The sequence below is a fragment of the Erwinia sp. MMLR14_017 genome, assembly GCF_033657285.1.
In the GTDB taxonomy this organism is placed as follows: Bacteria; Pseudomonadota; Gammaproteobacteria; order Enterobacterales; family Enterobacteriaceae; genus Erwinia.
This window is the reverse complement of the sequence record NZ_JAWVWP010000010.1, coordinates 1-20,912: the sequence shown is the minus strand read 5'-3', so window position 1 is coordinate 20,912 and position 20,912 is coordinate 1. Positions and strand designations below refer to the sequence as shown.

18 protein-coding genes and 2 pseudogenes are annotated in these 20,912 nt (G+C 56.6%); 17 read left to right on the top strand and 3 right to left on the bottom strand.

The window, feature by feature from the left end:
• Positions 1–4: 4 nt before the first annotated feature.
• Entirely contained in the window at positions 5–844 is an 840-nt protein-coding gene (gene cobA / locus SD961_RS16050; RefSeq protein WP_318791350.1) for a uroporphyrinogen-III C-methyltransferase, read from the top strand.
• 69 nt (positions 845–913) lie between these two features.
• Here cobA and SD961_RS16045 read toward each other — a convergent pair whose 3' ends face one another.
• Positions 914–1,708, bottom strand: a complete 795-nt coding sequence (locus SD961_RS16045; protein WP_318791349.1) for a DeoR/GlpR family DNA-binding transcription regulator — start codon at positions 1,706–1,708, stop codon at positions 914–916.
• 370 nt (positions 1,709–2,078) lie between these two features.
• On the opposite strand from SD961_RS16045, the gene SD961_RS16040 reads away from it, so the two are divergent.
• The 9 genes from SD961_RS16040 (at position 2,079) to SD961_RS16000 (ending at position 11,254) form a co-directional block, all read left to right on the top strand.
• On the top strand, positions 2,079–2,885 hold the full coding sequence (locus SD961_RS16040) for a transketolase (protein ID WP_318791491.1): 807 nt from the start codon (positions 2,079–2,081) through the stop codon (positions 2,883–2,885).
• Positions 2,885–3,802 carry a transketolase family protein gene (locus tag SD961_RS16035; RefSeq protein ID WP_318791348.1) on the top strand — a complete coding sequence of 306 codons (918 nt, stop codon included), beginning with the start codon at positions 2,885–2,887 and terminating at the stop codon, positions 3,800–3,802. Before SD961_RS16040 ends, SD961_RS16035 begins: the two co-directional genes overlap by 1 nt.
• Positions 3,803–3,813: 11 nt before the next feature.
• Positions 3,814–4,611, top strand: coding sequence for a GolD/DthD family dehydrogenase (locus SD961_RS16030; RefSeq protein WP_318791347.1), 798 nt, complete (start codon positions 3,814–3,816; stop codon positions 4,609–4,611).
• 75 nt (positions 4,612–4,686) lie between these two features.
• Positions 4,687–5,622: a D-ribose ABC transporter substrate-binding protein gene (locus SD961_RS16025; RefSeq protein WP_318791346.1), complete on the top strand. Its 936-nt coding sequence runs from the start codon at positions 4,687–4,689 to the stop codon at positions 5,620–5,622.
• A gap of 47 nt (positions 5,623–5,669) precedes the next feature.
• On the top strand, positions 5,670–6,305 hold the full coding sequence (locus SD961_RS16020; protein ID WP_318791345.1) for a DUF2291 domain-containing protein: 636 nt from the start codon (positions 5,670–5,672) through the stop codon (positions 6,303–6,305).
• Positions 6,292–7,842, top strand: coding sequence for a sugar ABC transporter ATP-binding protein (locus tag SD961_RS16015; protein ID WP_318791344.1), 1,551 nt, complete (start codon positions 6,292–6,294; stop codon positions 7,840–7,842). The genes SD961_RS16020 and SD961_RS16015 overlap by 14 nt, the downstream gene beginning before the upstream one ends.
• 29 nt (positions 7,843–7,871) lie before the next feature.
• On the top strand, positions 7,872–8,939 hold the full coding sequence (locus SD961_RS16010; protein ID WP_318791343.1) for an ABC transporter permease: 1,068 nt from the start codon (positions 7,872–7,874) through the stop codon (positions 8,937–8,939).
• Positions 8,932–10,446 (top strand): FGGY-family carbohydrate kinase, encoded by a 1,515-nt coding sequence (locus tag SD961_RS16005; RefSeq protein ID WP_318791342.1) that lies wholly within the window; start codon positions 8,932–8,934, stop codon positions 10,444–10,446. Before SD961_RS16010 ends, SD961_RS16005 begins: the two co-directional genes overlap by 8 nt.
• 10 nt (positions 10,447–10,456) lie before the next feature.
• Positions 10,457–11,254 (top strand): glucose 1-dehydrogenase, encoded by a 798-nt coding sequence (locus tag SD961_RS16000; RefSeq protein ID WP_318791341.1) that lies wholly within the window; start codon positions 10,457–10,459, stop codon positions 11,252–11,254.
• A 7-nt stretch (positions 11,255–11,261) separates the two neighbouring features.
• Here SD961_RS16000 and SD961_RS15995 read toward each other — a convergent pair whose 3' ends face one another.
• On the bottom strand, positions 11,262–11,810 hold the full coding sequence (locus SD961_RS15995; RefSeq protein WP_318791340.1) for a YbhB/YbcL family Raf kinase inhibitor-like protein: 549 nt from the start codon (positions 11,808–11,810) through the stop codon (positions 11,262–11,264).
• A 212-nt stretch (positions 11,811–12,022) separates the two neighbouring features.
• Between SD961_RS15995 and SD961_RS15990 the strand changes: the two genes are divergently transcribed.
• The 6 genes from SD961_RS15990 to astE all read left to right on the top strand — a co-directional run bounded on the left by SD961_RS15990 (position 12,023) and on the right by astE (position 20,128).
• On the top strand, positions 12,023–13,456 hold the full coding sequence (locus tag SD961_RS15990) for a YchO/YchP family invasin (protein ID WP_318791339.1): 1,434 nt from the start codon (positions 12,023–12,025) through the stop codon (positions 13,454–13,456).
• Between the two features lie 548 nt (positions 13,457–14,004).
• A complete protein-coding gene (locus tag SD961_RS15985; protein ID WP_318791338.1) occupies positions 14,005–15,225 on the top strand; it encodes an aspartate aminotransferase family protein in 1,221 nt (406 codons plus the stop codon).
• Positions 15,222–16,256 carry an arginine N-succinyltransferase gene (gene astA, locus SD961_RS15980; RefSeq protein ID WP_318791337.1) on the top strand — a complete coding sequence of 345 codons (1,035 nt, stop codon included), beginning with the start codon at positions 15,222–15,224 and terminating at the stop codon, positions 16,254–16,256. Before SD961_RS15985 ends, astA begins: the two co-directional genes overlap by 4 nt.
• Positions 16,253–17,722, top strand: coding sequence for a succinylglutamate-semialdehyde dehydrogenase (gene astD / locus SD961_RS15975; protein WP_318791336.1), 1,470 nt, complete (start codon positions 16,253–16,255; stop codon positions 17,720–17,722). The genes astA and astD overlap by 4 nt, the downstream gene beginning before the upstream one ends.
• Positions 17,719–19,047 carry an N-succinylarginine dihydrolase gene (astB, locus tag SD961_RS15970; RefSeq protein WP_318791335.1) on the top strand — a complete coding sequence of 443 codons (1,329 nt, stop codon included), beginning with the start codon at positions 17,719–17,721 and terminating at the stop codon, positions 19,045–19,047. The genes astD and astB overlap by 4 nt, the downstream gene beginning before the upstream one ends.
• Before the next feature lie 85 nt (positions 19,048–19,132).
• On the top strand, positions 19,133–20,128 hold the full coding sequence (gene astE / locus SD961_RS15965) for a succinylglutamate desuccinylase (protein ID WP_318791334.1): 996 nt from the start codon (positions 19,133–19,135) through the stop codon (positions 20,126–20,128).
• 192 nt (positions 20,129–20,320) lie between these two features.
• Here the strand turns inward: astE and SD961_RS15960 are convergent.
• Positions 20,321–20,523: pseudogene (locus tag SD961_RS15960) on the bottom strand (Tn3 family transposase); the annotation flags it as partial.
• Between SD961_RS15960 and SD961_RS15955 the strand changes: the two are divergent.
• A pseudogene (locus SD961_RS15955) lies at positions 20,518–20,775 on the top strand (resolvase); the annotation flags it as partial. The pseudogenes SD961_RS15960 and SD961_RS15955 overlap by 6 nt on opposite strands.
• Between the last annotated feature and the right edge of the window lie 137 nt (positions 20,776–20,912).

The window sequence follows — 20,912 nt, the reverse complement described above, 5'->3', positions numbered from 1 at the left end:
AACTATGACAACACATATTGCAGGTCTGGATAAGCTGCTTGCCAGCGAGAGCCAGCGCCATCAGGTTGGCTCGATATGGCTGGTAGGTGCCGGGCCTGGCGACCCAGAGCTGTTGACGGTGAAAGCGCTGCGGTTAATTCAGCAGGCAGAGGTTGTGGTCTTTGACCGGCTGGTGAGCGAGGCGATTCTGGCGCTTGTTCCACCAGGGGCGCTCAGTATTGATGTGGGTAAAACGCCTGGCTTCCACGGAATGAAACAGTCGCAGATCAATCAGCTGCTGGTGGAGCTGGCCGCCGCCGGACAGAAAGTTATCCGCCTGAAAGGGGGCGATCCTTTTATCTTTGGTCGCGGCGGTGAGGAGATGGCCTCGGCTCAGCAGGCCGGAATTGCCTGCCATATTGTCCCTGGCATCACAGCGGCGGTAGGCTGTGCGGCCGCCACCGGCATCCCTTTGACGCACCGTGATATGGCGCAGTCGGTTCGCTTTATTACCGGGCATGGCAAAGAGGGGAAACCGAGGCTGGACTGGTACAGCCTGAAAGATCCCTGCCAGACGCTGGTGTTTTATATGGGGCTGACCTGGTGCGAAGCATTAAGCGAACGGCTGATCGCTTTCGGGCGTGATGCGCAAACCCCGGTGGCGATTGTGGAGCGGGGCACGCGTGCCGATCAGCGCGTCACGCTGACCAGTCTGCAGCAGCTTGCTGAAACTGTCCGCAGGGAAAAGCCGCAGTCGCCCGCTTTACTGATTGTGGGGGAGGTCGTGCAGTTCTACCGGGCTGACCTGGCGGGCGTCACGGAAACCGCACTGAACGAAGCGCCGTTTATTCTGAACAGGGTCTGAAGGCTGTTTCAGGCGGGAGGTGAACTCACAAGGCATCAGCGGCTGTAAAAGCCGCTGGTTTGCCTTCAGCTAAGGCGTGGCGATCAGCACCTTTACGCCCAGTGCTTCAAAAGCCTCGACCGAGGCTTTGGCAATGCCCTTATCGGTGATCAGATACTGAATATTGCTCCAGTCACAGGGCAGCGCAAACATCGAAACCTTGTCGATTTTACTGGAATCCGCCACCACATAAACAGTGCTGGCGGAGTGGATCATAGCGCTTTTCACCTTGATATCCGTTTCGCTGGGAAAGCTCAGCCCCAGCTTCGGTGAAATACAGGCGGTGGCGAGAAAGAGCTTTTCTGCCAGCACGTTCTCAAAAAAGCTGGCCGCTTTCTCGCCGGAGGTAGAGAGCGTGGGAAACTTAAAGGTGCCACCGGTAAGCAAAATATTGACGCCGGGTTCGCCACCCAGCATTAACGCAATATTCACCGCTGTGGTAACCACTGAAAGCTTGTTGATATGGCCCAGGTGCTGCGCTATTGCGGTGGTGGTGGTGCCGGAATCGAAAATCACCGTATCGCCATTTTCGATATGCTGGGCAGCCAGTCGCCCGATAGCATCTTTCTCATCTAGATGCGTCTGACGTTCCAGCATCAGCGCGCCGGTATTCTGTTTGCCGGTCATTAACGTGGCACCGCCATGATAACGCTGTACAAAGCCCTCTTTCTGTAACACGCGCAGATCGGTACGGATCGTGGCCTCTGTCAGGCCAAAGGCCTCGGTGAGCATCCTGACGGTGACCGTGCCATCTTCCCTGATCATCTCCAGGATCTTCTCTCGCCGCTGTTGCATATCGGCTAATTGTTCGTTTTTGCTTTTCAACCGAAATTCTCCCTTTACTACGAAGAACAGGCCCGAATCCGCAGCAGGCCTGTTGTTATGGCAAATATTAACCCTGCTAACGCATCAATGCGAGTCCTGTCAAAAAACTCTTTCCATTTTCGAACGAAAGCTGCAGAGATATAACTACCTTGATTTATCACATGTTTTTAGCATTATCGTCCCTCTGCATTAAGGCGGTAAATGCTTATATCGCTTTAAATCAATCGGTTAACTATTTAGCAGGCTTTTGATTGAAATTTGATCTGCCCCACAATATGCTTAAAAACGATAGCGTATATTTTTATTCGAAAACGAATGAGCCGCAGGCGTTCGCTATCTGGTCAGCGGCGCGACAGACGAAGAGGTAATGATGGACTTTCAGGCAATCAAACAGACTGCGCGTCAGGCCCGGCGCTACGTCCTGCAAATGAATCATCGGGCAGGTAAAGGGCACACCGGCGCCGATCTCTCCGAGGTAGACATCATCTGTACGCTCTTTATGGGCGTGATGGATCGCTCCGCGGCACGTCCCGACCAGGACCGCTTCATTTTGTCGAAAGGGCACGGCGCAGGCGGACTCTACTGTAGCGCGGCCGCTATGGGGATGCTTGACCCGACGGTGCTCGATCAATTTATGGGTGACGACACGCTGCTGGCCGGTCATCCGGTGCGGCAAAAATTGCCTGACCTGGTGGAGATTAACTCAGGCGGTCTGGGTCATGGTTTGCCGATCGGCGTCGGCCTGGCGCTGGGCAACAAGCTCTCCGGCATGGGCCATCGTCGCGCCTTTGTCCTGTTGGGTGATGGTGAGCTGGCGGAGGGATCAAACTGGGAAGCGGCCATGTCCGCCAGCAAATTCAAGCTCGATAACCTGATCGCTATCGTCGACCGCAACCGCCTGCAGCTGGCGGGCAAAACGGAAGAGATTATGCCGCTGGAGCCGCTGGCTGATAAGTGGCTGGCGTTCGGTTTCGAGGTGCTGGAGTGCGACGGGCACGATCCGCAGGCTATCGCCAATGCGGTGAACCAGCCCTCTGTCGGCAAACCGCGAGTGATCCTCGCTAATACCGAAAAGGGCCACGGCATCTCCTTTATGGCCAACGTGCCGGCCTGGCACCACTCGGTCCCCAATGATGAGCAGCTGGCCCTGGGGCTGGCAGAGCTGGAGGAAGAATAATGCAAGACTTACGCGACGCGGTCATCGCCACGCTGGTGGATGAACAAAATAATGGGGCGAACCTCAGCGTGATGGTCGCTGACTCTACCTCAACATCGAAAATTGCTCCGTTCGAGAAAGCCTTTCCGGATCGGGTAATCAATGTCGGTATTGCCGAACAAAACATGATTGGTATGGCGGCAGGGATGGCGCTGAGCGGCCGTACCGTGTTTACCGCTAATGCCGCACCTTTCCTGTTTGCCCGCTCCAATGAGCAGGTGAAAAACGACATCTGCTACACCGAAACCAACGTCAAAATGCTGGGGCTGAATGCTGGCTTTGCCTACGGCCCGCTGGGAGCAACGCACCACTGTACCAACGATATCGCCATTGCCCGCACCTTCGGCAACCTACAGGTGTTCGCGCCTGCCGACGCCGTTCAGGCCAGCGCCATCGCCCGCTATGCCATTCAACATAACGGGCCGGTTTATATCCGTATGGACAGCGATAAAGTGCCAGTGCTGCACAGTGCAGAGTATGAGTTTGTGCCCGGTAAGCCTGAGGTATTGCAGCAGGGAGAGGAAACCGTGGTGTTCTGTCTGGGAACCCTGGCCCATGAAGCGCTGGCTGCCAAAGATGAAAGCATCACTATAGTCTCGCTACCTTCGCTCTGGCCGCTGGATGAAGCTGCGGTGGTGAAGCTGATTAGCGCTCATCAGCAGGTGATCACCATGGAGGAGCACTCGTTAAGCGGCGGACTGAGCAGCATCATCGGTGAAATCCTGCACAGGCACAGCCTGCGTCAGCGTTTTACCGCACTGGGTATCCCGCCTTATGAGTTTACCCACAGCAGCAGCCGCGCCGCGCTGCGCAGCCAGTTCCGTATTGATGCACAGGGATTACGTACCACCTTACAGCACGTTGTGGCTGCGGCCTGAGGAGAGCGCTGATGAGTAATGAATATGATGTCAATCTGCGCTACGGCGTGGATATCAACATGGATTTGAGCGGCAAAGTGGCGGTGGTCACAGGCGGGCTGGGCGGGATCGCCATGGCCAGCAACCAGATGCTGCTGGAAAAGGGCGCGAGCCTGGCGCTGCTTTACCCGGCGTTTGAGCAGGAGAAAGTCAGCGATGTGTCCGGGCAGTTTGATCTGGCACGCGTGCAGTTTGTGCAGTGCGACGTTACCGATCCCGCCTCAGTTGAGCAGGCGATTGAGCAGGTTGAGGCGCATTATGGCCATATTGATATCCTGGTGAACTGCGCCGGCTACGTGATGCTGCAACCGGTGCTGGAAACTGAATTCGCCGAGTGGCAGAAACAGGTGGCGGTAAATCTTACCGGCCCGTTCCTCTGCTCGCAGGCGGTGGCGAAACGGATGGTGAAAGCGGGAAAAGGCGGAAAAATTATTAATATCGCCTCTCAGGCTGCCTCCATCGCTATCGATAACCATGTGGCCTACACCTCCGCCAAGGCGGGACTGCTGGGCATGACTAAGGTGATGGCCAAAGAGTTCGCGCCGCACAAAATCAACGTAAATACCCTCTCTCCGACCGTGGTGCTGACGCCGATGGGCGAAAAAGCCTGGCGGGGAGAAAAGGGCGAGGCGATGAAGCAGCTGATCCCGATGGGGCGCTTCGCCTACACCGATGAAATTGCCGCTGCCGTACTGTTTTTCGCCAGCAATGGCAGCGACATGATCACCGGCGCCGATCTGATGATCGATGGTGGTTTTACCATCTGGTAATCCTTCGCCAGCACCAGAGCCGTAACAAACGCAATACCCTACGCGCTGTACCTACAATAATGAGAGAACATCACTATGAACATGCGTTTAACCGTATTAGCCGTTGCCACCGCCTGCACCTTCTCCCACGCAGCGCTGGCAGCTGATAAAGGCACCATCATGATTATGGTCAACTCGCTCGATAACCCTTATTACGCCTCAGAAGCGAAGGGAGCCAATATGAAGGCTCAGGAGTTGGGGTACAAAACGTCCGTGCTGTCCCACGGCGAAGACGTTAAAAAACAGAGCGAGTTGATTGATGCCGCCATTGGCAAAAAAGTGCAGGGTATTATTCTCGACAACGCCGACTCTACCGCCAGCGTCGCCGCTATTCAGAAAGCCAAAGATGCCGGCATTCCGGTGGTGCTGATCAACCGTGAAATACCGGTCGATAACGTTGCGCTGGAGCAGATCACCCACAACAACTTCCAGGCGGGATCTGATGTCGCCAACGTCTTTGTAGAGAAGATGGGTGAGAAGGGCAAATATGCCGAACTGACCTGTAACCTCGCCGATAATAACTGTGTCACCCGTTCAAAATCCTTCCACCAGGTCCTTGACCAGTATACCGACATGCAGAGCGTGGCGAGACAGGACGCCAAAGGTACCCTGATCGACGGCAAACGCATTATGGACAGCATTCTGCAGGCGCATCCTGATGTTAAAGGGGTCATTTGCGGTAACGGCCCGGTGGCGCTGGGCGCTATTGCGGCGCTGAAAGCGGCAGGCCGTAACGATGTAATTGTCGTGGGCATTGATGGCAGCAACGACGAGCGCGATGCGGTGAAAGCAGGCACGCTGAAAGCCACCGTCATGCTGCAGGCGCAGGCTATCGCCGCGCAGGGTGTGACCGATCTGGACAACTTTATTCAGAAAGGCACTAAACCGGAGAAACAGCGCATCATGTTCCGCGGCATTCTGATCTCCCCGGAAAACGCCGCTAAGGTTCAGGATTTCAACTTCAAATCTTAAGTCGTCGATACTGCTGCGCCCTTGCGGGGGCGCAAAGGAGAGTACCTATGTCAGGGCGAGTCTGGCTGGCAATGAGCGTGTTAGTCCTTGGCGGCTGCCGCATTGTGTCGCAACAGGAATTAGCCGACCTGAAAAATCCCCCCAATCCGCAGATGGCGAACATCACCAGCACTTACCAACAGAAAATTGTGCCGCAGGTGCTGAAGGAGGCCAAACCGCTGGGTGAGGTGATGAAAGAGCTGGCTGCGGCAAAAACCTTTGACGACGCCTGTAAGCAGTTTGGTTATCGCAGCCAGGAAGAGAACCCTTGTGTCTTCACCGTGAAGGTGAACGGCACCGTTTCAGCCGTTAATACCACCTCGCGCAGCGGCAAAATGACGGTAAAAGATGTCAGCGGCCAGCAGGTGGTGGTGCAAATCGGGCCGATCATCCGTGGCACCGCGCTGCGCGATGTTTACAGAGGCGCCAGCTACCAGGATTTCAATGACCAGGTCATGTTTGGCGACTATGGCAAGGCGATCAACACGCTCGCTTCCAATGAGGTGAAAAAGCTACAGCCGAAAGTGGGCGACAGCGTGGAAGTGGATGGCGTGTTCAGCAGTTGGGATGTGCCGCAAACTCCGCCGGATATTACCCCAGCCCGTGTCGTTCGTCAGCAGGAGTCAGATCATGGCGCACAGTGAAGCAGATGTTCTGACCACCGCTGCCGGGCAGTCAGAAGTGATTATTGAAACCCGCAACGTGTCACGTATCTACCCTGGCGTGACCGCGCTGGACCAGGTGGACTACCGCGTCTACCGCAACAAGGTCAACGTGCTGATTGGCGAGAACGGCGCGGGAAAATCGACCATGATGAAAATGCTGGCTGGCGTGGAGGTCCCCTCCACAGGGCAGATCCTGCTGGATGGCCAACCCGTTTCGCTGCACTCCACGCAGCAGGCGGAAAAACATGGGATCAGCATCATTTTCCAGGAGCTGAACCTGTTCCCCAACATGAACGTGATGGACAACATCTTTATCGGCAATGAGTTCTTTCAGCGCGGCGTGATCAACGAGAAATATCAGTATCAGCTGGCGAAAGCGCTGCTGGAAAGGCTGGAGCTGGATGTCGATCCTTACGCCTCGCTGGGTGAGCTGGGGATAGGTCACCAGCAGCTGGTGGAGATCGCCCGCGCGCTGTCAAAAGATACCCGCGTGCTGATTATGGATGAACCTACCTCGGCGCTCAGTCAGTCTGAAGTCAAGGTGCTGTTTAACGTCATCGCCGCCCTCAAGCGCCGTGGCGTCACCATTATCTATATCTCCCACCGGCTGGAAGAGCTGATGGAAATTGGTGATCACATCACTATTTTTCGCGACGGGCGCTTTATCAGCGAGCGCGAAGTGCGGGACGCCAGCGTGCCGTGGATCATTGAGCAGATGGTGGGCGACAAGAAAAAACATTTCGATTATCAGGCCGCAGACCAGGGCGAAACGGTACTCAACGTCACCGGCCTGACGGCGCTGGCGCAAAACGGCGGCTACAAGCTGAACGACGTCACCTTCTCGCTGCGTAAAGGCGAAGTAGTGGGCATTTATGGCCTGCTGGGCGCCGGGCGCACCGAGCTGTTTAAAGGGCTGATTGGCCTGATGGCGTGCCAGAGCGGCAGCGTGACCCTGAACGGCGAGTGCCTGGACAAACGCAACTTTCAGCACCGGCTGAAGAGAGGCATCGCGCTGGTGCCGGAAGATCGCAAGGGGGAAGGGGTGGTCGAACTGATGTCGATCAAAACCAATATGACGCTGAGCGACCTGAGCCTGCGCGGGTTTCGCCGCGCCCTGAATCTGCTGCATCCGCGCCGGGAAGAGATCCGCGTCAACGAGATGATCGAGCGGCTGGCGATCAAAGTCAGCGATGCCGAACTGCCGATCACCTCGCTCAGCGGCGGCAATCAGCAGAAAGTGGTGCTGGGCAAAGCGCTGATGACCGGCCCGGAAGTGGTACTGCTGGATGAACCCACGCGCGGCATTGACGTTGGTGCCAAAACGGACGTTTACCACCTGATAGTGTCGATGGCCCGTCAGGGACTGGCAGTGATGTTTTCCTCCTCTGAGCTGGATGAAGTGATGGCGCTGGCCGATCGCATCCTGGTGATGGCGGACGGAAAAATCACCGCTGATTTACCCCGGGCTGAAGCCACCCGTGAGCGGCTTATCACGGCTTCCACCCCACACGATTAGCTAGCGCCCCGGGCGTTAAGGAACACCTTATGAACCAGAAATACCTGCTTTATATGTACCTGCTGAAGGCGCGGACGTTTATCGCACTGCTGATCGTAATCGGTTTTTTCAGCGTGATGGTGCCGAACTTTTTAACGCCTTCTAACCTGCTGATCATGACCCAGCACGTGGCCATTACTGGCTTACTCGCCATCGGCATGACCCTGGTGATCCTGACCGGCGGCATCGACCTTTCCGTCGGGGCCGTGGCGGGGATTTGCGGCATGGTCGCGGGCGCGCTGCTGACCAACGGCGTGCCGGTTTGGGGCGGCGAAGTGCTGTTCCTGAACGTGCCGGAAGTGATCCTGGTGGTGGCGGTTTTTGGCGTCATCGTCGGGTTGATCAATGGCGCGGTCATTACCCGCCTGGGCGTAGCTCCTTTTATCTGTACGCTGGGGATGATGTACGTCGCACGCGGCGCGGCGCTGCTCTGGAACGATGGCAGCACCTATGCCAACCTGGTCGGCATGCCGCAGCTGGGTAATACCGGCTTTGCCATTCTGGGTTCCGGCACCGTGCTCGGCGTCTATCTGCCTATCTGGCTGATGGTCGGTTTCCTGCTGCTGGGTCTCTATATCACGCGTAAAACGCCGTTAGGGCGCTATATCTATGCCAGCGGCGGTAATGAGTCGGCGGCACGCCTGGCCGGTGTGCCTGTCGTCAAGGTGAAGGTCTTTGTTTACGCCTTCTCCGGACTTTGCGCGGCGCTGGTGGGGCTGATTGTGGCTTCCCAACTGCAAACGGCTCACCCCATGACCGGCAACATGTTCGAAATGGATGCCATCGGGGCGACCGTGCTTGGCGGAACCGCGCTGGCAGGCGGACGCGGGCGCGTGTCAGGTTCCATTATCGGGGCGTTCGTGATCGTTTTCCTTGCCGATGGCATGGTTATGATGGGGGTCAGCGACTTCTGGCAGATGGTGATCAAAGGTCTGGTTATCGTCACCGCCGTGGTTATCGACCAGTTCCAGCAGCGTCTGCAGAGCAAAGTGGTGTTGATGCGTCGCCATGAAAAAAAGCAGGCGGCCGCGCCGCTCTCTGAGGTCAGCCATGGCTAGAGATTTGATCGTCGCGCTGGATGAAGGCACCAGCAATGTAAAAGCGGTAGTTATTGATGTGCGCGGGCAGGTGGTGACGAAAGCTTCACGTCCGCTGACGGTGGAGACGCCGCACGCTGGCTGGGTGGAGCAGGATGGTATGACGCTGCTGGAAACCTCGCTGACTGTGATCAGAGAGGTGATCCAGACGGTGGGCGAGAACCGTGTTGCGGCGCTCGCTATCAGCAATCAACGCGAAACGGCGATGGGCTGGGAGCGCGAGACGGGGAAACCCATTGCGCCCGCCATCACCTGGCAGTGCTCACGTTCGGCGGCATTTTGCGATCGGCTGAGAGTGGATCATCAGGATGAGAAGATCCGCTCGATTACCGGTTTGCCGGTTGCAACCCTCTTTTCCGCATCGAAAATGCGGTGGCTGCTGGACAATACGGCTCAGGGTGCCGAGCGGGCGGCGAAGGGCGAAATCTGTCTTGGCACCCTTGATGCCTGGCTGCTGTGGCATTTCACCGGCGGCAAGCAGTTCCGCTGCGACACCTCTAATGCTGCCCGTACGCAACTGCTCAATCTGCAAACCGGGCAATGGGACGAGAGCATGCTGGCACTGTTTGGCCTGCCGCGAATAGCGCTGCCGGAGATCTCTCCTTCCAGCGGTCTGTTTGGCACCACGCGCGGGCTGAGCGGCATTCCCGATGGCCTGCCCATTCTGGCGATGATTGGCGACTCTCATGCCGCGCTCTATGGTCACGGCCTGGGGATGGCTGGCGGGGTGAAAGCCACTTATGGCACCGGATCGTCCGTGATGGCGCCGTTGCTCACGCCAGATACCAGCATTACTGAGCTGGCTACCACCGTAGCCTGGCATGATGGCGAGCGTATTGTTTATGGCCTGGAGGGCAATATCCCCCATACCGGCGACGGCGTGGCGTGGATGGCACAGGCCACCGGGCTGACGGATGGTAAAGGAGAGGTGCTGAGCAGGGCGCTGCATGAGCTGCCGGCCAGTATCGACTCCACGCTGGGCGTCTATTTTGTCCCGGCACTGACCGGGATGGGCGCGCCCTGGTGGGACAATCAGGCGCGAGGGATGATCAGTGGCCTGAGTCGGGGCGTCACGCCCGCGCATCTGATCCGCGCCTCGCTGGAGGCGATCGCTTATCAGATAGCCGACGTCATTGCCGCCATGCGTCAGCATCCCGATTTCCATCTGGAGACGCTGATGGTGGATGGCGGGCCGACGCAAAATCCGTGGCTGATGCAGTTTCAGGCCGATCTGCTCGGCTGTCCGGTTGCCCGCAGCAGCACGCCAGAGCTTTCAGCACTGGGGGCAGGCTTACTGGCAAGGCGTGCGCTGGAACAGCTTGATGAGCGGCAGCTGAGCGCGTTGCTGCCTGAACACGAACAGTGGCTGCCTGACGAAGCGCGTCACCAGCAGCTGGCCGAATCCTGGCAGGGCTGGCGTGACGCAGTGCAGCGTACGCTCTGGCAGCCTGCTGCACCTATTCCTTAAGGAGAACAGAATGAAACGTAATTTTCAGGGTAAAACCGTGGTGATCACCGGCGCCTGTCGGGGCATTGGCGCGGGTATCGCAGAGCGCTTTGCCAGCGAGGGTGCTAACCTGGTAATGGTCTCTAACGCAGAGCGCGTCTTTGAAACCGCAGAACAGTTAAAGGCGGCGCACGGCGGTGAAATCCTGGCTTTGCAGGCCGATATTACCGATGAAGACCAGGTGCAGCATCTCTATCAGGAGGCTGCCGCGCGCTTTGGCACTATTGACGTATCGATTCAGAATGCTGGCGTCATTACCATCGATTACTTCGACAAAATGCCGAAATCTGATTTTGAAAGAATTCTGGCGGTCAACACCACGGGCGTCTGGTTATGCTGCCGTGAAGCGGCAAAATATATGGTGAAACAGCACGCCGGCAGCCTGATCAACACCTCTTCCGGGCAGGGGCGTCAGGGCTTTATCTATACGCCTCATTATGCCGCCAGCAAAATGGGGGTCATCGGCATTACGCAAAGCTTGTCGCAGGAGCTGGCTCCCTGGAACATCACGGTGAATGCTTTCTGCCCCGGCATTATTGAAAGCGAAATGTGGGATTACAACGACCGGGTGTGGGGGGAAATCCTCAGCACGGCTGAAAAAAGCTATGGCAAAGGTGAGCTGATGGCTGAATGGGTGCAAAACATTCCGCTGAAGCGGGCAGGTCAGCCGCAGGATGTGGCGGGGCTGGTGGCCTTCCTGGCGTCCGATGATGCGCGTTACATCACCGGACAAACCATCAACGTTGATGGCGGCTTAATCATGTCCTGAAGGGCGTTTAGTCGTTGCCATAACGTCCAATCAGACCGGCCGCACCCAGCGTGTGGCCTTTTAATTTACTCAGTAACTCTTCCCGGGTTAATCCCTGATCCAGCCCGTTTGCCGGTAAGTCGGTGGCGATCAGCGTGAAATTGTAGTGATGCTGACCGGTTCCCGCTGGCGGGCAGGGGCCGTAGTAGCGCATTGTGCCGGGACTGTTTTTCCCGCCGGTATAACCTTTCCCTTCACTCAGCTCACCGCGGGCAAAACTGGTGCGCTGAAAAGGAATGTTGTAAGCCACCATATGGTTTACTCCCAGCCCTTTCGCGCCAACCGGATCAACCAGAGTCAGTGCAAAACTTTTGGTACCTTCCGGTGGGTTAGCCCAGCTCAGCGCGGGGGAAATCCCTTCGCCAGTGCAGCTGGCATTACCTTTAGCGTTCCCGGCAAAGGTTTTAGCCATCACATCATTGTCGTTAAAATCTGGTGAGCTGAGGGTGAACAGGGGGGCCGCGCTCACCGCAGTAGCGCAGGCCAGCAGGGAAACAGAGAGCAACGTTCTTTTCATCGGACAATTCCTTTTTTAAACAGATCAGGAGAAAGCCTGGTGGATAAACCGCTGTTATGCCAGCGAGTTAACCTTTTACCTTGCTGAAATCAATCTGCCACGGCGGTGCCGTCAGGGGGGCACCTGTGTTAAGCTAACCTTTCACTCATTTTGTGAGCTATCTTACATTTTCGCTTATAAAACAGTGTTGCCAGACGGCAATTAATGAGGTTATGAGAAAATTTTACCCCCTCCGCTCCCTGAGTGGCGCGCTGGTGCTGTTAATGGCTGGCGGTGCTGACTCACATTACGCGCAGGCGCTGACCACGGATACCCGTGTCGCCGATGCGCCCTTCGACGATCCCGCTCGTTTCAGCCAGCAGCTGCCAGAACTGGCAAGCGGTGCCGGTGACAACAGCGCGCTGGAAAAACGCCTGGCCCAGGCGATAAAAACTATCGGTGAAGCCAGCATGAACAGCGATGAAGATCAGTCACTGGGCAGTGAGGCGGGGCAGTGGGCGTTTAATCATTTTCGTGATGAAGCCGTAAAACGCGCCGAAACCGAAGGGCAAAACCTGCTCTCTCCTTACGGCAGGGCCAGCCTGTCGCTGATGGTGGACATGGAAGGCAGCTTTGACGGCACCTCGGCCCAGTTGGTGACGCCCTGGGCGGACAATTACCGCTATCTCACCTTCAGCCAGGTGGGCGTGCAGCAGACAGATTATGGTCTGGTAGGGAATGCGGGGTTGGGGCAGCGTTGGGTGGCGGGTAACTGGCGGCTGGGCTATAACGCTTTTATTGATGATATGCTGGAGTCCAGCCAGCAGCGTGGCTCGCTGGGTGCTGAAGCCTGGGGAGATTATCTGCGCTTCTCGGCAAATTACTATCAGCCGCTCTCCGGCTGGCGCGATCAAACGCATCTGACCACCATGCGTATGGCCAGGGGATATGACATTACCACCCAGGGCTATCTGCCGTTCTATCGTCAGCTCGGCGTCTCGTTAAGTTATGAACAGTATCTGGGCAATAACGTTGATCTCTTTAACAGCGGTACGCTGGGCAGCAATCCTGCAGCTATTGAACTGGGCGTCAGCTACACGCCAGTGCCGTTGTTCACCGTGACAGCTTCCCATAAAACCGCCGATACGGGCGAGACGCAGGATCAGTTCGGCCTGAAGATGAACTATCAGATTGGCGTGGCGCTCAGCAAACAGCTCTCGGCGGACAATGTGGCTGCCGCCCGTTCGCTGAGCGGCAGCCGCTACGATACGGTTAACCGTAATAACACGCCGGTGATGGAATTCCGTCAGCGTAAAACGCTTTCGGTTTTCCTGGCGACGCCGCCGTGGCAGGTTCAGCCAGGTGAAACGCTGCCGCTTAAGCTGCAAATCCGCAATACCAATCCAATCCGGGCCATCAGCTGGCAGGGTGATACACAGGCGCTAAGCCTGACGCCCCCTGCCAATAATGTCTCTCCGCAGGGGTGGAGCATTATTATTCCGGCGTGGGACAGTACGCCGGGTGCGGGCAATGAGTATCGTCTGTCGGTGACGCTGGAGGACAGCAAACAGCAGCGTGTAACCTCTAACTGGATCACCCTGAAGCTGGTGCCACCCGTTACGCTGCAAAACGGTGAGGCAAACTCGTTCGATTTAATGACGCCTTAATTCAGGGAGTCATTGGCGCTAACCTCTGCTTACAGATATCTGCGCTGCCGATGTCTTCAGTGTGCTTGCGTCGGGAAATGGCCTGGCTTTGCCAGGTTTCAGCCCCGTATCTGGCGGGTCTGAATCTCATCTTGCCTGCTGGTTTCTGCATTTTTAGCCTTCTGTTACTCCTCCAGCCCTGAGTCATGCTGAAGCTTAGCGGCTCCCTGATGGTGCAGATGCGCCTTTTCAGGGCATTAACTGCCTCATTTTAAGGCCTGATCCCGCCTTTGATCACAAAAGCGATATTTTATTTCGCCATTGCATAATTCTTCTCTTTTTTATGCGGCAAAGCCGCCCCGCTCAGAATATTATTCACTTTATATGCATTTTATCTGCATAGCGAAGCCGCGTAACTTGTTGATATTGCGTCTGTGAAAAGCATTTATGCATTTTTATCGCTGGCTGGCACGAAGCGTGCAATTTACATTACAGATGCAATGAATCATTTCATTAACATTTTTAAAACTTTTAAGTTACCTGCCAGCGGGCAGTAAACAGAGGCCGTTATGACACCGTCAGTATCTCGCGAAAATTTTGATCAATGGATTGTTCCTACCTACGCACCTGCAAGTTTTATCCCAGTACGTGCCGAAGGTTCCACACTTTGGGATCAGCAGGGAAAATCTTATATCGATTTTGCTGGCGGCATCGCGGTAAACGCCTTAGGTCATGCTCATCCCGATTTACAGCAGGTATTGCAGCAGCAGGCTGCGCTGCTGTGGCATACCGGCAACGGCTACACCAATGAACCGATCCTTCGTCTGGCTAAGCAGCTGATTGATGCCACCTTTGCAGACCGGGTATTTTTCTGTAACTCAGGGGCAGAAGCGAACGAAGCGGCCCTGAAGCTGGCAAGGAAAGTGGCCCACGATCGGCTGGGCGAGCAGAAAAGTGGCATTGTGGCGTTCAAAAACGCCTTTCATGGCCGTACGCTGTTCACCGTTTCTGCCGGAGGTCAGCCCGCCTACTCCAAAGATTTCGCACCGCTGCCGGGGGGAATTGAACATGCGGTCTATAACGATCTCGCCTCTGCCGCCGCATTGATCAATGACCAGACCTGTGCGGTGATTGTCGAACCGATTCAGGGAGAGGGCGGCGTAGTGCCGGCGGACCCTGCTTTCCTGCGTGGCCTGCGCGAACTTTGCGACCAGCACCAGGCGCTGCTGATCTTTGATGAAGTACAAAGCGGCGTAGGCCGTACCGGGTCGCTCTATGCCTACATGCACTACGGCGTGACGCCGGACGTCCTGACCACCGCTAAAGCGCTGGGCGGCGGCTTCCCGATGGGCGCGATGCTGACCACAGAAACCCTGGCAGCGGTAATGGGCGTTGGCACCCACGGCACAACTTATGGCGGTAACCCGCTGGCTGGGGCCGTGGGCGGTAAGGTCATGGAGCTGATTAATCGTCCCGAGGTGTTAGCAGGCGTTGCGCTACGTCATCAATGGTTTGTAGACGGATTAAATCAAATTAACCAGCGGCTGCATCTGTTCAGCGAGATCAGGGGCCTGGGGCTGCTGATCGGCTGCGTGCTGAACCAGGATTACAGCGGACAGGCGAAACTGATCAATCAGGCGGCAGCGAAAGAGGGGTTAATGGTGCTGATTGCCGGTGCCAGCGTGGTGCGCTTCGCACCGTCGCTGATCATCTCTGAGCAGGAGGTCAAAGAGGGGCTGAGCCGCTTCGAAACGGCGTGCCGCGCGGTTATTGCCGGTGCAGCATCATGATGGTCATCCGTCCTGTTGAACGCGACGACCTCGCACAACTGATGGCGCTCGCCGGCAAAACCGGTGGCGGACTGACCTCTTTGCCCGCTGACAGCGCAACGCTGTCAGCCCGTATCGATCGCTCTATTCTTACCTGGCAGAACCAGCTGCCCCGCGCCGAACAGGGCTATGTATTTGTGCTGGAAGAGAGCGAGACCGGCAGAGCCGTGGGGATTTGCGCCATTGAGGTGGCGGTGGGCATGCAGGACCCCTGGTACAACTTTCGCGTGGGTACCCAGGTTCACGCTTCTAAAGAGCTGAATGTCTATAACATGCTGCCCACGCTCTCGCTCAGCAATGACCATACCGGCAGCAGCGAACTCTGTACGCTGTTCCTGGACCCCGATTACCGTAACGGAAAAAACGGCTATCTGCTCTCAAAATCACGCTTTCTCTTTATGGCCGCATTCCGCGATCGTTTTATGCAGAAAGTGGTGGCAGAAATGCGTGGCGTTATCGACGAAGTGGGCCATTCCCCTTTCTGGGAAAGCGTCGGCAGCCGCTTTTTTTCCATGTCTTTCAGCGAGGCAGACTACCTGTGCGGCACCGGACAGAAGGCGTTTATCGCCGAGCTGATGCCCAAGCATCCGCTCTATATTGACTATCTTACCGCAGAGGCGAAGGAAGTTATCGGGCAAACCCATCCCCAGACTGCCCCGGCACGCGCCGTGCTGGAAGCGGAAGGTTTCCACTATCAAAACTATGTCGACATCTTTGACGGTGGCCCCACGCTGGAGTGTGATATTGACCGCGTACGCGCCATCCGTAAAAGCCGCCTCTTAACCGCTGTTATCGGGCAAGCGGGCGATGAGTCACTGCCGCTCTGTCTGGTGGCCAACGAGCGGTACGAGGATTTCCGCGTAATGCTGCTGAATGCTGACCCCGGCAGCGATACCCTCAGCATCAGCAAAGCACAGGCAGACATATTACGCTGCGCCGCGGGCGATCCCCTCCGCGTAGTGACATTATCAGCTTCGGAGAAGAGAGCATGACCCATTTTATTGACGGCCAGTGGCTCACTGGCGCAGGGAATAATTTCAGCAAGTCCGACCCGGTGAGCGGTGAACTGCTGTGGCAGGGAAAGGCCGCCAGCGCAGCGCAGGTTACTTCTGCCGTTACGGCTGCCCGCAGCGCTTTTTCTGCCTGGGCGCGCCGTCCTTTTGCAGAGCGTCAGGCTGTTGCAGAAAAATTTGCTGCTCTGCTGGATAAACACAGAGATGATTTGACGGTGACCATTGCTAAGGAGACCGGCAAACCCCGCTGGGAAGCGGCCACGGAAATTCAGGCAATGATCAATAAAATCGCCATCTCCGTGAAGGCTTATCACACCCGCACCGGCGTAACGGTGGAGGCGGAAGGTTCCCTTCGCCACCGTCCTCATGGCGTGATGGCGGTGTTTGGGCCATACAATTTCCCCGGTCATTTACCGAATGGTCATATCGTACCCGCTTTGCTGGCAGGCAATACCCTGGTCTTCAAGCCGAGTGAACTGACGCCGGGCATCGCTGAGAAAACGGCACGCCTGTGGCAGAGTGCCGGCCTGCCGGATGGCGTGCTGAATATGGTGCAGGGCGGCAGGGAAACCGGTCAGGCGCTCGCCAACGAGCCGCAGATTGACGGCCTGCTGTTCACCGGCAGCGCAGCAACCGGTTATCAGCTTCACGCCCAGTTTGCCGGACGACCGGACAAGATGCTGGCGCTGGAGATGGGCGGCAATAATGCGCTGATTGTGGAAGATCCTGCCGATATTGATGCGGCAGTGAATCTTGCCATTCAGTCCGCTTTTATCACGGCGGGGCAGCGCTGTACCTGTGCGCGACGTATGCTGGTGAAACGCGGCGCGGCGGGAGAGGCTTTCCTGGCTCGCCTCACCGAAGTGGCGGGGAAAATCGAGCCTGCCAGCTGGGACGCCCAACCGCAGCCGTTTATGGGCAGCGTGATATCAGTGCAGGCCGCAGAGCGTATTTACGCCGAGTGGCAGGCGCGTATTGCTGCCGGGGGCAAAGTGTTGCTGCCAATGCGCTGGCCAGATCGTAGCAGCGCGATCCTCACGCCAGGTATCATTGATATTACCGGCCTGAAAAATATCCCTGATGAAGAGGTCTTTGGGCCGCTACTGACCGTGATCCGTTACGACGACTTTGACCAGGCGATCGGGATAGCGAACCAGACCCGTTATGGACTTTCCTGCGGGCTGATTTCACCCAGCCGCGAGCAGTTCGACCAGCTGCTGATTGAGTGTCGCGCAGGCATTGTGAACTGGAACAAGCCGCTGACCGGCGCAGCCAGCAGCGCGCCTTTTGGCGGCATTGGCGCTTCGGGTAACCATCGTGCCAGCGCTTTCTATGCGGCTGACTATTGCGCCTGGCCAATGGCCTCGCTGGAGAGCGCAGAGCTGACGCTGCCCGTGACGTTGTCACCAGGCCTGGACTTTACTCCGGCAGGAGAGAAGCGATGAGCGCATGGGAAGCGAACTTTGACGGCCTGCCGGGTCTGACGCACCACTACGCCGGGTTGTCTTTTGGTAATGAGGCTTCCACCCGCCATCAGCACCGCGTATCAAACCCGAAGCTGGCGGCGCAGCAGGGGCTGATGAAAATGAAAGCGCTGGCGGATATGGGGTATCTTCAGGGCGTGATCCCGCCCCACGAGCGGCCCAACGTGGCAGCGCTGCGTTTGCTTGGCTTCAGCGGCAGCGACGCTCAGGTGGTGGCTAAGGCCGCCGCCCAGGCTCCGCAGCTGCTGTCTGCTGCCAGCTCGGCTTCAGCGATGTGGGTAGCCAATGCGGCCACCGTTTCGCCCTCCGCTGACAGCGCAGACGGCAAGGTGCATTTTACCGTGGCCAACCTGAACAATAAATTTCACCGGGCGATGGAAGCGCCTGGTACCGCTGCGCTGCTGCGTGCTATTTTCCGCGATCCGCACCATTTCAGCGTGCATGATGCGCTGCCCCAGGTGGGCATGTTTGGCGACGAGGGCGCAGCAAACCATAATCGCTTCAGCGTCTCTCACGGCGAGGCGGGTGTGCAGCTCTTTGTCTACGGGCGGGAGGAGGCCAACGGGGGGCTGGTGCCCGCGCGCTATCCTGCCCGACAAACGCGGGAAGCCAGCGAAGCCGTTGCCCGCCTGCATCAGCTCGATCCTCAGCGCACGGTTTTTGCCCAGCAGAATCCTGCGGTGATAGACCAGGGCGTCTTTCATAATGATGTTATTGCCGTCAGTAATCAGCAGGTGCTGTTCTGTCATCAACTCGCTTTTCTGCATCAGCCAGACTTACTGGCCGAACTTCAGGAAAAAATGCCGGGCTTTACCGCCGTGGTGGTGCTGGAGAGCCAGGTGAGCGTGGCAGATGCGGTGGCTACTTACCTGTTTAACAGCCAGTTACTGAGCAAGGCAAACGGTAAAATGATGCTGGTGCTGCCGGAAGAGGCTCGTCAGCATCCGGGCGTCTGGCGTTATTTGTGTGAGCTGGTAGAAAACGGCGGCCCGATTGATGAGCTGAAAATCTTTGACCTGCGCGAAAGCATGAATAACGGCGGGGGGCCTGCCTGTCTGCGGTTGCGTGTGGTGCTCAACGAGCAGCAACGTGCTGCGGTGAATCCTGCGGTGATGATGAACGACACGCTATTTGCCACCCTTAATGATTGGGTGGCGCGCCACTATCGTGATTGTCTGACGCAGCATGACCTGGCGGACCCGCAATTGCTGGTGGAGGGACGCACGGCACTGGACGAACTGACGAAGCTGCTAAACTTAGGCAATGTTTACGACTTTCAGCAGTAATCACGGATGAAGCGAGGCGCGTCATGGTACCTTGTGACGCGCCTTATCTTGATGAAGGAGCAGAAACCCATAACAAGGAGAACGCATGCAGGACTTTCTGAAACAGACCCTCAGCGGAGAGCCACCTGAACACTCTTCAGGCCGGAATGACCAGCTCAGCTGGCAATGGCTTGATGAAGGGATCCTTGAAATGACCCCGATTAACGCCTCAACCCAGGCGATGGTAATTTCCGCTGGCGTACACGGTAATGAGACCGCGCCGGTAGAGATCCTCAACGAACTCATTGCTCAGCTACTTCGAGGTGAGAAACCGCTTCTCCCCAGACTGCTGCTTATTTTCGGTAATCCCGCCGCGATGCGTGCTGACAAGCGTTATCTGCGCTGTGATATTAACCGCATGTTCGGGGGACGCTGGCAGCAGTATGAAGATTGTCCGGAGGCGCGCAGGGCCTGGCGACTTGAGCAGGCGATGGAAAATTTCTGGCAGGCCGGCAGCAGTGAAGAGATCCGCTGGCACCTGGATTTGCACACCGCAATCCGTGGCTCCTACCATTCACGCTTCGGCGTTATGCCGCTGCGCGAAACGCCCTGGCCGGAAGATTTCCTTCACTGGCTTGCAGCGGCAGGGCTGGAGGCGCTGGTGTTCCACCGTGCCGCAGGCGGCACCTTCACCAATTACAGTTCAAGGCATTTCAGCGCGGCGAGCTGCACCCTGGAGTTAGGGAAAGCGCTGCCGTTTGGCAGCAATGACTTAACACAGTTCAGTGCGGCACAGCAGGCGCTGGCTGGCCTGCTCTGTGGTGAGGCGCTGCCTGAAGTAGCAGAACCGCCGCGGCGTTACCGCGTTTCGCAGCAGATTACGCGCCATACCGAAGCGTTTAGCATGCATATGGGCGAAGAGACGCTTAACTTTACCGCTTTTCCTCAGGGCACGCTGCTGGCAGAAGATGGTGAGAAAAGGTTTTACGTTCAGCAGGCGCGCGAATATGTGCTGTTCCCCAATCCCAACGTGGCGCTGGGACAGCGGGCAGGGCTGATGCTGGTGGAAGATAACAAGCATAACGAGGCGTTAAGCTCGTAACCTTCAGGCGTGCCTGACTAATTAGCAAGGTGAGGACGAAACCCTTGGTTATCAGGCGTGTAATTCCTGTTCTGTAGCTGGTTGCGGGTCATCAGAAGTTAATTTCCTTGCCTCCGGGCTGAACGCCGGGGGCGATCGTAAAACCGGTCGCCTTAACCAAGGGTCAGTTTGGATATAGAAAATTATTGTACGTTAAAGCTGTTTTTTGACCCTTTCGACTTTAGCTGGCCTCAGGCGACGAAACTCACTGGAAGCCGGTATCCGGTGTTTTTCCAGATATAATCACCTGTCATATTGATGTGCTCCCAGCCTGACGGCGACAAATGCGACAGCAGTAGCTCTTTAATCTTCAGCCCTTTACGTTTAAAGGCATCGACCGCTCTTTCCATATAGACCTGATGGCCGCAATGTCCCATATGAACTGGCTGAGTCGCAGCCAGCGCCAGTAAAAGGGAATTGAATGGGCGCATACGCTGGGTAAATATCGGGGAAAAAAGGCCGATCAGGAGCGGCATCATAAAATCTTGTACTACCGGCAGCTAAAAACTCAACATCCGCAAAACCGCAGACGCGACGCGTTACTGTCCTTCGTCAATCTGCCGTATCCAGCGTTATACCGGCAGTCAGAAACTGAAGATTTTGGTTAAGTCATGAATAAGGTATCATGCACTGATTTTATAACCACTTTATTCATGAGGGATTATGGCTAAAGGATTTTTTCTCTATCACCTGGATAAAACCACCTGCGGGGGGCGCATTCTTTCCGGTGCGTCTGATGATACCT

Bases quoted from the DNA above. Each gene is read 5' to 3' on its own strand.
- SD961_RS16005 (WP_318791342.1), top strand. From the start codon at position 8,932: ATGGCTAGAGATTTGATCGTCGCGCTGGATGAAGGCACCAGCAATGTA.
- SD961_RS16010 (WP_318791343.1), top strand. From the start codon at position 7,872: ATGAACCAGAAATACCTGCTTTATATGTACCTGCTGAAGGCGCGGACG.
- SD961_RS16025 (WP_318791346.1), top strand. From the start codon at position 4,687: ATGAACATGCGTTTAACCGTATTAGCCGTTGCCACCGCCTGCACCTTC.
- astE (WP_318791334.1), top strand. From the start codon at position 19,133: ATGCAGGACTTTCTGAAACAGACCCTCAGCGGAGAGCCACCTGAACAC.
- SD961_RS15985 (WP_318791338.1), top strand. From the start codon at position 14,005: ATGACACCGTCAGTATCTCGCGAAAATTTTGATCAATGGATTGTTCCT.
- cobA (WP_318791350.1), top strand. From the start codon at position 5: ATGACAACACATATTGCAGGTCTGGATAAGCTGCTTGCCAGCGAGAGC.
- SD961_RS15990 (WP_318791339.1), top strand. From the start codon at position 12,023: ATGAGAAAATTTTACCCCCTCCGCTCCCTGAGTGGCGCGCTGGTGCTG.
- SD961_RS16000 (WP_318791341.1), top strand. From the start codon at position 10,457: ATGAAACGTAATTTTCAGGGTAAAACCGTGGTGATCACCGGCGCCTGT.
- astB (WP_318791335.1), top strand. From the start codon at position 17,719: ATGAGCGCATGGGAAGCGAACTTTGACGGCCTGCCGGGTCTGACGCAC.
- SD961_RS16015 (WP_318791344.1), top strand. From the start codon at position 6,292: ATGGCGCACAGTGAAGCAGATGTTCTGACCACCGCTGCCGGGCAGTCA.
- SD961_RS16030 (WP_318791347.1), top strand. From the start codon at position 3,814: ATGAGTAATGAATATGATGTCAATCTGCGCTACGGCGTGGATATCAAC.
- SD961_RS16020 (WP_318791345.1), top strand. From the start codon at position 5,670: ATGTCAGGGCGAGTCTGGCTGGCAATGAGCGTGTTAGTCCTTGGCGGC.
- SD961_RS16035 (WP_318791348.1), top strand. From the start codon at position 2,885: ATGCAAGACTTACGCGACGCGGTCATCGCCACGCTGGTGGATGAACAA.
- SD961_RS16040 (WP_318791491.1), top strand. From the start codon at position 2,079: ATGGACTTTCAGGCAATCAAACAGACTGCGCGTCAGGCCCGGCGCTAC.
- astD (WP_318791336.1), top strand. From the start codon at position 16,253: ATGACCCATTTTATTGACGGCCAGTGGCTCACTGGCGCAGGGAATAAT.
- astA (WP_318791337.1), top strand. From the start codon at position 15,222: ATGATGGTCATCCGTCCTGTTGAACGCGACGACCTCGCACAACTGATG.
- SD961_RS15995 (WP_318791340.1), bottom strand. From the start codon at position 11,810: ATGAAAAGAACGTTGCTCTCTGTTTCCCTGCTGGCCTGCGCTACTGCG.